This is a genomic window from Streptomyces sp. NPDC046876 (assembly GCF_040645035.1).
In the GTDB taxonomy this organism is placed as follows: Bacteria; Actinomycetota; Actinomycetes; order Streptomycetales; family Streptomycetaceae; genus Streptomyces.
The window spans coordinates 1-11544 of sequence record NZ_JBEYXK010000024.1; the positions used below are offsets into that span (position 1 = coordinate 1).

Consider the following 11544-nt stretch of genomic DNA (forward strand, 5'->3'; position numbering starts at 1 on the left):
GCCGGCGGGGCTGGGTTTGCGGGCCCGTGGCGTCGACGGGCGGGTTCGGGCTTGGCCGAGGCCTTGGCGGGAGGTGTTCGGTCGGGTGCGGCGCCTTTTCGGGGGCGCTGCCCCCGCGCCACCGCGCCTCAAGCGCCGGCGGGGCTGGGTTTGCGGGCCCGTGGCGTCGACGGGCGGGTTCGGGCTTGGCCGAGGCCTTGGCGGGAGGTGTTCGGTCGGGTGCGGCGCCGCTCCGAGGGCGCTGCCCCCGCGCCACCGCGCCTCAAGCGCCAGCGGGCTGGGTTTGCGGGCCCGTGGCGTCGACGGGCGGGTTCGGGCTTGGCCGAGGCCTTGGCGGGAGGTGTTCGGTCGGGTGCGGCGCCGCTCCGGGGGCGCGGCCCCCGCGCCTCAAACGCCGGCGGGGCTGGATTGTGGCGGCCCGCCGCTTCGACAGGGGGCGGAGGTTCTTGGCGGCGGGCCGGGGGGAGCCGGTCGTGGTGGGGTTGTCCGGTGGGGCTGTGGCCAAGGGCTCTGCGGTGGGTAGGTTCCAGGGGATGACCACCACCCTGCGGCCGTCCGGGCCGCTTCAGCAGAGCGCCGGGGGCGCGCGGTCGCGCCCGTACGAGATCCGGGTCAACAGCAGGCGCGTCGGGGCCCTGCTGCTCGCCTGCGACACCCCCTTCGGGCCGGCCGTGGGCGAGATCCGGGACCTCTTCGTCGACACCCCCGACCGGCGGCGCGGCCGCGCCACCGTCGGGGCGCTCGCCGCCGAGGAGGTCCTGCGCGGCTGGGGCTGCCGCCGCGTCCAGGCCTCCGTACCCGCCGAGTCGGCCGGCGGCCTCCGGCTGGCGGCCGCCCTCGGGTACGCCGAGTCCGGCCGGAACATGGTCAAGGAGCTGCCCGACACCCCGCCCGCCCTGCCCGAGGGCGCGACCGGCCGCGCCATGACCCCGGCCGAGTACGAGGACTGGCTCGTCCGCGCCGTCGACGGCTACGCGGAGGACTGGATGCGCCGCGGCCTGCCCGCCGAGGCCGCCCGGGCGAAGTCGGAGGCCGACCACGCTCGGCAACTGCCCCAGGGGCCGGACACGCCCGGCGTCGCCCTCCTCGTCCTGGAGGCGGCCGGGGCGGTCGTCGGCCACATCTGGGTGGCCCCCTCCGGCGGGGGCGCGTACGTCTACGACGTCGCCGTCGCCGAGGAGCACCGCGGCCGCGGCCACGGCCGCGCGCTGATGCTGCTGGCCGAGCGCACCGCGCTGGCCGCGGGCCACCGCACCCTCGGGCTCCACGTCTTCGCCGGGAACACCCCGGCCCTGCGCCTGTACGAGTCCCTCGGCTACCGCCCGACGCAGTTCAACTACGGGAAGGATCTGATCTAGGCCGGCCGGGCCGGGTGGGGTCAGGCCTCGTCCGCGGCCAGGAGGCGGTCCGCGATCTCCTCGATGCGGGCGCGCAGGCCCTCCTGGCTCTTGCCGCCGTCCAGCCGCTCGCCGTCGATCACGTACGTCGGCGTGCCGGTGACCCCGATCGCCTTGCCCTCGGCCTGGTCGGCGTCGACGATCAGGATGTGCCGCCCGTCGATCAGGGCGGTGTCGAACTCGTCCGCGTCCAGGCCGAGTTCCCGGGCCACGTCCAGCAGCACCGCCTCGCCGCGCTCGGCGAGCTCCGCGGTGCGGGCCAGGACGGCCTCCGCGTACGGCCAGCCCTGCCCCTGCTCCGCCGCCTCCTCGGCGGCCTGCGCCGCGGCGAAGGCGTGCTTGTGCTTCTCCAGGGGGAAGTGGCGCAGCCGGATGTCCAGCCGGTCGCCGTAGCGGGCCCGCAGGGCGCGCACGTCGTCCAGGGCGCTGTGGCAGTCCGGGCACTGGAGTTCGCACCAGACGTCGAGGATCACGGAATCGGTCATGCGGACAGTCTCCCAGCCGCAGGCCCCCGGCGCCGAAACCCACCCCCGCAGGAGGAGGCGCGACCCCGAGATCTCCCGGAGATCGGCGCCGCTGCGGCCGCGCGCATGGCCCGGGCGGTGGCCCGCGGTGCACGATGGGAAGAGCTTCGAAGACGCCGGAACATCCCGACCGCACTGCCCGGAGGTACCGCATGCTCGCCGAGACCATATGTTCCGCGGTGGCCGCGGCCGGCCTGGGCATCGCCGCGGTGACCGCCTACCGCCGCCGGTTCCTCGCGGCCACGCGGATCGCCGCGTACGCGCTGGTGCCGGCCGCCCTCGTCCTGACGGGCGTTGTGCAGTGGGTGTCCGGGATCGTGTTCAAGCCGGCCGTGTGGGTGGGCTTCGGGCTGCTCGGGCTGGCCTGGCTGCTGCTGGTCGTCACGCGCGCCGTCGAGCGGCGCCGGCTCGGCGGCGCGGGGGAGCGGCCGGCGAAGGCCGCCAAGGCCGCCAAGGCCGCCAAGGGTGCAGAGGCGGCCGGTGCGGGCTCCGCGCCGCAGCCCCTGCAGGGGCGTCCCGAGCCCGGCCCCGGCCGGAGCGCCGCGGCCCCGCCCGCGGACGACTTCTCCGACATCGAGGCGATCCTGAAGAAGCACGGCATCTGAGGAACCTGCCGTGGCGGTTTCCGCCGCCGATGCCCCCGATACGGGCCGAAGATGACTTGAAGGGGTGAACTGCCGCTCGAGTAATGGCGTGTTGACGGACGGTCGCGGGCGGCCTGCGTCATCATCGCCCCGACATGCTCGACACATCGCAGGGTGAGCCGCCGGTTCCCGCGCCGGCCCCGGCCCCCGCCCCCGTTGCCGAGGAGCCGCGAGGCTGCCTCTTCGCGCTTTCGCAGCCGCCCCTGATGATCTTCCTAGGGGTGATCGGCACCCTGCTGCTGCTCGCCGCCGTGCACGATCTGTTCCTGCTCTGACGGGCCCGCGTCGGCCTCCTTGCGCCGGGCCCGGTACGCCGCCACGTGCAGCCGGTTCCCGCAGGTCCGGCTGTCGCAGTAGCGCCGCGAGCGGTTGCGGGACAGGTCCACGAAGGCCCGCCCGCAGTCGGGGGCCTCGCAGCGGCGCAGCCGCTCCTGCTCGCCGGAGACCACGATGAAGGCCAGCGCCATGCCGCCGTCCGCGGCGAGGTGGTCGCCGAGGGAGGCGCCGGGGGCGAAGTAGTGGACGTGCCAGTCGTAGCCGTCGTGGTCGGTCAGCTGCGGGGTGGTCCCGGCGGTCGCGACGAGCTCGTTGATCAGCCCGGCCGCGGTGCGGGAGGTGCCCGCCGCGAAGACCTGGGCGAACTTGGAGCGGACGGTCCGCACGCCCGCGAGGTCGCGGGCGCCGAGCTCGCCGACGTCGCTGATCTTGTACTCGCGGACGAAGGCGCGCAGCGAGCCGACGTCCGCCAGGCCGTCGGGCTGGTCGGTCTCGGCCGCGGTGTTCACCAGCGCGACGACGACGTCGAGCGCGCGACGGGTGTCGTGGGGGATCTGCACGGGTCGCTCCTGGGGCCGGGCCTGCGGCGTCGGGCCGGTGCCGCCGCCGGTGGCCGACTCTAGCCGTCCCGGGCCCCGGCCGGGAGGTGCGTCTGTCCTGAGCGAACGGCACGGGCGCAGGGAACGGGCGCAGGGCAAGGGCGGCAGCACGCCGGCGCCGTTCTCGCGGGCGGCTTCCGCGAGAACAGCGCCGGCAGTGCCGTATGTGGTTTTCGTCCAGCCCGCACCGTCGCCCCGAGTCGGACGGTGCCCGGCGGACACCCGGCTTGCGCCGGGGGTGCTCCCCGCGGATCCGGCTCAGCTTTCGGCCAGGATGTGGGAGAGCTCCTTGTCCAGGTCGAAGTGCCGGTGCTCGGTCCCGGGCGGGACCGCGGCGTCCGTCCGCTTGAGGAATGACTCGAGTGCTCGGGCGGGTGCCTCGAGCAGGGCTTCTCCCTCCGGTGAGCTAAGGGCGATGCAGACGACGCCCTGACCGTGGCTGCGGGACGGCCAGACGCGGACGTCTCCGGTTCCGGTGGGCCGGTGCAGGCCCTCCGCGAGAAGGTCGCGGGCGAACACCCACTCGACCGTCTCCTCGGCGCCGGTGTGGAAGGTGGCGTGCACGGCGTAGGGATCGGCCGTGTCATACCGCAGGCCCGCGGGAACAGGCAGTGAGGACTCGCTCGACACAACGAGGCGCAGGTGCAGCTCGCAGCTGACCGTGGTGTTCATAAGCGCCAGGGCCTTTCGCTCAGTGTGCGCTCGGGGATTCGCACGTCGGCGAAATCGACATGCCACCTACGGTGCCGTTGTAAACCCCTCTGACCGTTTTGCGGACCTCTGGGTCCCTCGGACGGCGGATCCAAACCACCATTCACGTGTGCTTCCGGCTCCGGTAGATTCGAGGCCATGAATACGGGGAGTGACCGCGGGACCCAGGGGTCCGCATCCGGCGAGAACACCGACGACACCACCGCGCAGCCCGCGGAGGAGGCGCCGCACGTATCGAAGGCGCCCGAGTTCATCAAGGCGCGCCGCACCCTGCACCTCAGCTGGCAGGTCGGCGTCTTCGTCGTCGGCCTCGCCGTCATCGGTGCGGGCGTGGCGATGCTGGTCCTGCCCGGCCCCGGCTGGGTCGCGATCTTCGCGGGCCTCGCGATCTGGGCCACCGAGTTCGCCTGGGCGTCGCTCGTCCTGCGCTGGACCAAGCGCAAGGTCACCGAGGCGGCCCAGAAGGCGCTGGACCCCAAGGTCCGCCGACGCAACATCATCCTCACCACGGTGGGGCTCGTCGTCGCGGCCGCGCTGGTCGGTTTCTACGTGTGGAAGTACGGCATGACCATGCCGTGGAACATCAAGGACCAGTGAGCGGCAGCCGGTGGTCGCAGCCGGTGGTCATGGAGCACCGCTGACATGGGGTAATGTTTGCGGTGTGCCCGGGCGATTAGCTCAGCGGGAGAGCACTTCGTTCACACCGAAGGGGTCACTGGTTCGATCCCAGTATCGCCCACCCGGACCGAGGGGCCCGGAGACGTTCACCGTCTCCGGGCCCCTCGGCGTTGGTGCCCGTCGGCCCCCTCGGCCGTACGGGCCCGGCCCCCACGTCCCTCACCCCAGCCGGCCGAGGGCCTTCCTGAGCCGGCGCACGTCGCGCAGCCGCCGCTCGTACGTGGCGCCCACCGCCAGGAGCAGCAGCCCCGCCAGCGCCGGCGGCACCCAGCGCGGCAGCATCCCCGCCACCTGCACCACGTACGGCGCCAGCTCGTGCAGCGCCACCGCCGCCAGGCAGCCGCCGCCCAGCAGGAGCGGCGCCTGCAGCCGCCGCCCCGCACCGGCCAGCGTCACTCCGAGCGACGCCAGCCCCAGCAGCAGCGGCCGCAGCCAGTGCGGGTCCTCCCAGGCGGCGACCAGGCTCGGCAGCAGGGTCGCGGCGAGCCCCGGACCGTACGCCACCCAGGACGAGGCGGCGTGGTTGGTGCGGCGGCGCAGGAGGCCCACCGCCAGGGCCGCCACCGTCACGGGCAGGGTGTACGCCTCCACCACCGCCACCCCGGACGCCCACAGCCTGATCCACGCCGCCGCCACACCCAGCACGGCGGCCGCCCAGCCGAGGGCGCGCCGGTCGGCCCGCAGCGCCGCGCCCGCGCACACCACGCCGGCCAGCGCACACACCAGCGCCAGGAGCGGCGGCTCGCCCGCGGCGGCGGCCACCAGCAGCGCGAGCCCGGCCACCGCAGCCCCGGCCGCCTCCGCCGCGACCCGTACGGCCCCCAGCCGCGGCCCCGGCACCGCCGCGGCGGCCGCCACCGCCAGCAGCGGCAGCGACCACCAGGCCACCGCCAGGCCGGCCACCGCGGCCAGCGCAGCAGCCGTCGCCGCCGCGTACCCGACGACGAGCACCGCCGCGCCCGCCCGCACGGCCGACGCGGCCCCCCGCTGCGCCGCCACCGCCGCGCACGCCCCGCCCAGCAGCCCGAACACCGCGAAGGTGGCGAGACGGCCGTCCAGCGCGGCCACGGACACGTCCACCGCCCCCAGCGCCGCGCACACCGCGGCCGCGGACCCCGGGCGGCCCGCCCACCGCAGCGCGCCCACCGCGGCCCCCGCAGTCACCGCCAGCTGCGCCGCGAGGACCACGGCGACAGGCAGCCCGTGCCCGAGCGGGGCCGTGAACAACCCGGCCCAGCCGCACACCACCGCCAAGGCCCCCACGGCTCCGACGGCCGGGCCGCCCCCCGCGGCCCCCGCGGTCTCCGCGGCCCCCGCAGCCCCGTCGGCAGCCCCGTCGGCTCCGCCGACAGCCCCGTCGGCTCCGCCGACAGCCGACGCCGGGGAGTCCGCCCCGGGCCCCCGCCGCCCGGGCAGCAGCCGTACCGCCCACCGGGCGGCCCCCGCCGCGATCAGCAGGCACACCACGGCCGCCGCCCCCGGCCCGTACGCCTCCGCCGGGCTCGTCGCCGCCCAGACCTCGCCCAGCACCGCCGCCCGCGACAGGGCCGCCGCCCCCGCCACGGCCAGCCCCCACGCCGCGGCCGCACCGGCCACTCCCGCCCCTGCCAGACCCAGCCCGCGCCGCACCCCGCCCGGGAGCGCCCCCGCCGAAGCCGCCCCCAGCAGCGGCAGCGCCAGCAGCACCCACGCCACCACCGGCCACGCCCCGGGCAGCTCCGGCCGGACCGGCCCGCCGAGCGCCGCCACCGCCGCCAGGCCGCCCGCCGCCGCGGCGGGCCATGCACCGGGCACCCGCCACGCCACGGCCACGCCCAGCCCGGCACAGGCCGCCGCCAGCAGCGCCGCACCCGCGGCCGCCCCCGCCGAACCGGCCGCGGCCAGCTCCGCGACGGCGGTCAGCAGTGCCCCCACCCCCCAGACCGCGCCCAGGGCCCACACCACCGGCGCACACCGCGCCGCCCGCGCCCCCAGCCCCGCCCCGAACCCGGCGAGAACGCCGTCCAGGGCCGCCGTCGCCAGCAGCGCCCAGCCCAGCCCCACCGGCTCCGCCTGCGCGGCCAGCGCCGCCAGCAGCAGCGGGAGCTGCACCGCCGCCACCGCCCCGACGGCAGGGACGGCCAGGCCCCGCAGCAGCCGGCCGTACCCGGCCCAGGCCGCCGCCAGCACCGCGGCCGAGCCGGCCGCGTACCCGAGCCCGTCCGTCTGCGCAGCGGCGACCGCGTGCAGGGCGTACGCGTCCAGCACCGTCAGCAGCAGGCCCAGCGCCGCCACCGACTCGGCCGTCGACCGCAGCCCGCGCCGCAGCAGCAGCGCCGGAGCCCCGAGCGCCGCGGCCGTCACCACCGCCAGCACCGCCGAACGACCGGCGATCCCGAGGGAGCCCCAGCTGACCAGGGTGAACGCCAGAGCGGCCACCGCCAGCAGCACCGCCCCCAACGTCAGCAGCACGTTCTGCGCACCCGGCGCCGACGCCTCCCGCGCCCGCCCGGCCCCCGGAGCCGGCACGATCCACCCGGTCCCGGCCGCCGGCACCTGCAGCAGCCACTGCCGACGGGCCAGCAGATAGCCGCGCCGGGCGTCGAGTTGAGCCAGCTCCCGGTCGATGAGCGCCAGCTCCTGGGCCGGCGGCAGAGGCATGTCCATGCTCCGGAGTGTGGCGCCGGTCACCCGCGCGAGGCCATGCGCGCCCGTACTCAGATCCGCCCTGAGTACGCACACTGGATCCATGGACCGCAGCCGGCACCGGTACCGCTTCCGCAGCATCTGGGACCTCGACGCCCCGCCCGACCGCGTCTACGCCGTGCTCGAACAGGCCGAGCAGTACCCGAGCTGGTGGCCGCAGGTCCGCAGCTCCGGCCCGCCCGGCATCCCCGGGAGCAACGCGGCGCGGATCCGCTCCGTGCTTCCGTACGAGCTGCACATCACGGCCGTGGAACTGCTGCGCGACCCCGCCCGCGGGATCCTGGAGGCCGCGCTCCACGGCGACCTCGAGGGCTGGGCCCGCTGGACGGTACGCCGGCGCCCGGGGCCCGGCGCCCCACGGACCCGGGCGCTGTACGAGCAGGAGGTCGAGATGCGCCGGCCGCTGCTGCGGCTGCTGTCGCTGCCCGGGCGGCCGCTGTTCCGGCTCAACCACGCCCTGATGATGCGGGCCGGGCGGCGCGCTCTCGCCGCCCGCCTGGCGGCCCCGCCGGAAGCGGTTTGAACCTGACCCCGTGCCTCTTGTATTGTTCAGTGCGTTCCCGGGCGATTAGCTCAGCGGGAGAGCACTTCGTTCACACCGAAGGGGTCACTGGTTCGATCCCAGTATCGCCCACCGGGAGAGGCCGGTCCGTCGTACGACGGACCGGCCTTCCGCATTCCCGGGCATTCGGCCTCAGGCCGCCGCCTGCACCTCCGGCCGCAGCGGCCAGTGCGGATCCACCGCCTCCGGCGTCCCCTGCCGGGCGAACCACGCCTGCAGCCCGCGCGCCTGCGCCGCGTGCCACACCGCCTGGAGCGTGTGCAGCTCGGCCGGAGTCAGCCGCTCCAGCCGGCCCGCGAACCGCCGCCCCACCGCCCGGACGACCTCCAGCGAGGCCAGTGCGTCCGCCGCCGCGTCATGTGCCCCGTCAAGCTCTATCCCGTAGTGCGCGCACAGGTCGGTCAGCGTCCGGCGGCCCTTGCGGTACCGGTCCAGGTGCTTGTCCAGCACCCGTGGGTCCAGCACCGTCAGCGGCCGGTCGTCCAGGTACCGGGCCAGCGTCGACGCCCGGTGCCGGCGCAACTCCCGGTCCAGCAGCGTCAGATCGAACGGCGCGTTCATCACCACCACCGGACGGCCCGCCACCTGCTGCTCCACGAGCGCGCGGGCTATCTCCTCCACGACCGGCGCGGGCCACCGGCCGTTGTGCTGGAGGTACTCGTCCGTCAGACCGTGCACTTCCGTGGCCTCCTGGGGCACCGGAACCCCCGGATTGACCAGCCAGCGCGTCGAGCGGACCCGGCCGCCCGCGCATTCCTGCACGACGAGAGCGGCGGACACGATGCGGTCCTGCTCCACGTCCACCCCGGTCGTCTCCGTGTCGAAAGCGGCCAGCGGGCCCTCGTACCAGCGCGTCATGGCGAACTCCTCGTCCCCGATCGGCAGATGGGGCGCACTCCTGACGCTCGCCGCCCCTGCCCGAATCCGTGATACCCGGCCTGTTTGCGCTGTACGCCGTTTGCGGCCGCTCCGGTACGGAGACAACATCCCTGGGGGACCGCACACATGACCGGCCGTCACCCCGCCACCCACCATTCGCACTCCCATTCGGCACAGCCCGCACAGCACGAGGCACGGGGAGCCGGCCATGGCGCTCACGCAGCCCGAACCGGGCGGGGTGCTGCAGGAACAGACCGGTACGCCACGCGGCGGCGAGCCGCAGGGCGCACCCCTGCGCGGCAACCTCGCCACCACCGCCTGTATGGAGACCCTCCAGGTGGGATACCTGCACGCCGTCGCCGCCGCGGCCGGCTGCTCGCTGTCCCAGCCCTTTCCGGACAACGGCATCGACTGGCAGGTCAGCCACGGTGCTCCCGAGCACGTCGTCGACGACGAGGTCACCATCAAGGTGCAGTTGAAGGCGACCTACCAGGTCCCGCCCGAGCCCGCCGGACCCACCTTCGCCTTCACCCTGGACAACGAGCACCTGCTGAAGCTGGCCCGCACCCCGGTCGCGGTCCACAAGATCCTCGTGGTCATGCTCGTCCCGCGCGAGCGCGACCGGTGGCTGGACGCCGGGCACGACCGGCTCGCCCTGCGGCACTGCTGCTACTGGACCAACCTCGCCGGGCACCCCGTGACCGGCCGGCGCCGGACCACCGTCCGGATCCCCACCACACGGATCTTCGACGACCGCGCGCTGTGCGAGATCATGACCCGGGTCGGGTCGGGAGGGACACCCTGATGCGCCAGTACCCGCCGCACCCCCTACCCCTGGCCGCCCCGGCGGGCGCGGGGTACGGGGAACCCGCCGGCCCGGGGGTCCCGGACCCGGCCCGCGTCGACCCGGCCGTGCTGGGCGCCCTGCTGCACCGGCACGGCTGGCAGCGCCGCGGCGGCCCCGCCGGCCGCTACGGGCGCTGGACCCCGCCGGCGACCGGACCCGCGACCGGTCCGGCGGGCGGCGCCGGCACCAGCCTGCTCGTCCCGGAGAGCCGAGCCTTCCCGGACTGCACCGACCTGCTCGACGAGGCCCTGACCGCCCTCGCCCGCAGCACGCATCCCTCCGCCCACGAGGTGCTCTACGGACTGAGCGTGCCCAGCGACGAGGTCCGCTGGGAGCGGGAGATCCCGCTGAACCCGCAGGGTCCGTACGGGTCCTGGGGCGGCCGGATCTGGACGGTGCAGGAGCAGCTGCACGCGGCGGCCCGGCAGCTGCTGATGGCCGGCGCCCTCGCCGACCGGGCCCCGGCCGGGTACCACGGCACCCGGCACCGCGCGTACGCCGAACGCGCCCTGGACGGGGTCCTGGTCGGGCCGTGCCCCGGCGGGCGCGAGCTCACCGCCTACGTGCCCGTCACCGGGGGCCGGGGCACCGTCGCGCGCCTGCACCACGCCCTCGCCGCCGCCCGCGACGCCGTGGACTACCGGCGCGCCACGGGCGGCATGGAGGCCTTCGACACCGCCGTGCAGGCCGGGGTCAGCCGGGAGCTCGCCGACGCGCTGATCGCGCTGGTCCGCGGATCCGAGGGCGCCCGCATCGCGCTGGCCTGGGCGCCGGCCGCCGGGGCCCCCGCCGGGTGCGCGGCCCGGCCCGAGCCGGTGGAGTTCTCCCCCGGCGACCTGCCGGCCCTGCGGGAGGCTTCGGCCCGCTACACCGTGGACGAGCCGTCGGTCCCGGTGCAGGTCGTCGGGACGGTGGTCCGGATGCGCCGTACCACGTCCGCGGTGGGCGGGGTGGTCCGGTTGCGGGTGCTGTCCGGCGCGGACGTCACGTACGCCAAGGCCGTGCTGGACGAGGCGGCCTACCGGGTGGCGGGCCACGCCCACCTGGCGGGCGTACCGATCCGGGTGAGCGGGCAGCTCCAGCGCCGGGGCGGCTTCCGCCGGCTCACCGAGGTCGTCGAGGTGGCCCCCGTACCGCTGGACGAGGTCGAGCGGGACCGCCTGAGGAAGACGATGGACGAAGCCCTCGACCCGGCGGATGCCCTGCCCGCCGACGACTAGGACGGCCCCGGCTGCTACGCGCGCGGTGCGCGCGGGGCCAGGGTGAAGGAGGCCATGGCGAGGCCGGGGGCGGGGGAGAAGTCCTCGCCCCGGGTGAAGCCGAGGCGCTCGTACAGCGCCACCGCCGGGGCGTTCGCCGCGCCGGTGGTCACCGTGACCGGGCGGTCGGCGGGGGCGCCGGCCAGCAGGGCGCGCAGCAGCTGCGAGGCGACGCCCTTGCGGAACCATGCCGGGTCCACGCAGAGCCGGTCCACGCACACCGTGCCGTCCGCCGCCTCCTCCCAGGCCAGGAACCCGGCGAGGCCGCCGTCCTCCCCGCTCTCGCCCCCGCCCCCGCCGCGGATGCCGAGCCACCGCAGCGGCCGCTCGCGCATCTCGGCCAGGCTCTCGCGCAGCGCGGGGATCCCGTCGAAGCCGATCAGCTCGGCCTCCACCGCGTACGCGGCCCGCCCGACGCGGTGCACGGCGGCAGCGGTGGCGTCGTCGGCCAGGTCCAGGGGCTCTACGGGCATGCTCGGCACC

General features: G+C 76.1%; 13 protein-coding genes and 2 tRNA genes. 9 read left to right on the forward strand and 6 right to left on the reverse strand.

Annotated features, from left to right (window positions below):
• Nucleotides 1–533: 533 nt before the first annotated feature.
• On the forward strand, nucleotides 534–1358 hold the full coding sequence (locus tag ABZ924_RS15815; protein WP_361908989.1) for a GNAT family N-acetyltransferase: 825 nt from the start codon (nucleotides 534–536) through the stop codon (nucleotides 1356–1358).
• Between the two features lie 20 nt (nucleotides 1359–1378).
• Here ABZ924_RS15815 and ABZ924_RS15820 read toward each other — a convergent pair whose 3' ends face one another.
• Nucleotides 1379–1882, reverse strand: coding sequence for a DsbA family protein (locus ABZ924_RS15820; protein WP_361908992.1), 504 nt, complete (start codon nucleotides 1880–1882; stop codon nucleotides 1379–1381).
• A 191-nt stretch (nucleotides 1883–2073) separates the two neighbouring features.
• Here ABZ924_RS15820 and ABZ924_RS15825 point away from each other — a divergent pair, with 191 nt between their 5' ends.
• Both ABZ924_RS15825 and ABZ924_RS15830 read left to right on the forward strand, forming a co-directional pair.
• The gene (locus ABZ924_RS15825; protein WP_361908995.1) at nucleotides 2074–2526 is read left to right on the forward strand and encodes a hypothetical protein; all 453 of its coding nucleotides are present in this window, start codon (nucleotides 2074–2076) and stop codon (nucleotides 2524–2526) included.
• Between the two features lie 134 nt (nucleotides 2527–2660).
• Nucleotides 2661–2840 (forward strand): hypothetical protein, encoded by a 180-nt coding sequence (locus ABZ924_RS15830; protein WP_361908998.1) that lies wholly within the window; start codon nucleotides 2661–2663, stop codon nucleotides 2838–2840.
• Here ABZ924_RS15830 and ABZ924_RS15835 read toward each other — a convergent pair.
• Both ABZ924_RS15835 and ABZ924_RS15840 read right to left on the reverse strand, forming a co-directional pair.
• Nucleotides 2781–3401 carry a CGNR zinc finger domain-containing protein gene (locus ABZ924_RS15835; RefSeq protein ID WP_361909001.1) on the reverse strand — a complete coding sequence of 207 codons (621 nt, stop codon included), beginning with the start codon at nucleotides 3399–3401 and terminating at the stop codon, nucleotides 2781–2783. The genes ABZ924_RS15830 and ABZ924_RS15835 overlap by 60 nt on opposite strands.
• 297 nt (nucleotides 3402–3698) lie before the next feature.
• Nucleotides 3699–4112 carry an SsgA family sporulation/cell division regulator gene (locus ABZ924_RS15840; protein ID WP_030011909.1) on the reverse strand — a complete coding sequence of 138 codons (414 nt, stop codon included), beginning with the start codon at nucleotides 4110–4112 and terminating at the stop codon, nucleotides 3699–3701.
• Between the two features lie 177 nt (nucleotides 4113–4289).
• On the opposite strand from ABZ924_RS15840, the gene ABZ924_RS15845 reads away from it, so the two are divergent.
• Together ABZ924_RS15845 and ABZ924_RS15850 are read left to right on the forward strand one after the other, a co-directional pair.
• Nucleotides 4290–4748: a TIGR02611 family protein gene (locus ABZ924_RS15845; protein ID WP_361909003.1), complete on the forward strand. Its 459-nt coding sequence runs from the start codon at nucleotides 4290–4292 to the stop codon at nucleotides 4746–4748.
• Between the two features lie 70 nt (nucleotides 4749–4818).
• Nucleotides 4819–4890 (forward strand) — tRNA-Val (locus tag ABZ924_RS15850).
• A gap of 98 nt (nucleotides 4891–4988) precedes the next feature.
• On the opposite strand, the gene ABZ924_RS15855 is transcribed toward ABZ924_RS15850, so the two are convergent.
• Nucleotides 4989–7475 carry a hypothetical protein gene (locus tag ABZ924_RS15855; protein ID WP_361909006.1) on the reverse strand — a complete coding sequence of 829 codons (2487 nt, stop codon included), beginning with the start codon at nucleotides 7473–7475 and terminating at the stop codon, nucleotides 4989–4991.
• Nucleotides 7476–7557: 82 nt separating this feature from the next.
• Here ABZ924_RS15855 and ABZ924_RS15860 point away from each other — a divergent pair, with 82 nt between their 5' ends.
• Complete coding sequence (locus tag ABZ924_RS15860) at nucleotides 7558–8037, forward strand: SRPBCC family protein (RefSeq protein WP_361909009.1); 480 nt, start codon at nucleotides 7558–7560, stop codon at nucleotides 8035–8037.
• Between the two features lie 39 nt (nucleotides 8038–8076).
• Nucleotides 8077–8148, forward strand: a tRNA-Val gene (locus ABZ924_RS15865).
• A 60-nt stretch (nucleotides 8149–8208) separates the two neighbouring features.
• Here the strand turns inward: ABZ924_RS15865 and ABZ924_RS15870 are convergent.
• Nucleotides 8209–8934, reverse strand: coding sequence for a 3'-5' exonuclease (locus ABZ924_RS15870; RefSeq protein WP_361909012.1), 726 nt, complete (start codon nucleotides 8932–8934; stop codon nucleotides 8209–8211).
• A 229-nt stretch (nucleotides 8935–9163) separates the two neighbouring features.
• Between ABZ924_RS15870 and ABZ924_RS15875 the strand changes: the two genes are divergently transcribed.
• Nucleotides 9164–9760, forward strand: a complete 597-nt coding sequence (locus tag ABZ924_RS15875) for a DUF4365 domain-containing protein (RefSeq protein ID WP_361909015.1) — start codon at nucleotides 9164–9166, stop codon at nucleotides 9758–9760.
• Complete coding sequence (locus ABZ924_RS15880; RefSeq protein WP_361909018.1) at nucleotides 9760–11022, forward strand: hypothetical protein; 1263 nt, start codon at nucleotides 9760–9762, stop codon at nucleotides 11020–11022. Before ABZ924_RS15875 ends, ABZ924_RS15880 begins: the two co-directional genes overlap by 1 nt.
• 14 nt (nucleotides 11023–11036) lie before the next feature.
• Here ABZ924_RS15880 and ABZ924_RS15885 read toward each other — a convergent pair whose 3' ends face one another.
• Entirely contained in the window at nucleotides 11037–11534 is a 498-nt protein-coding gene (locus ABZ924_RS15885) for a GNAT family N-acetyltransferase (RefSeq protein ID WP_361909021.1), read from the reverse strand.
• Nucleotides 11535–11544: the final 10 nt, after the last annotated feature.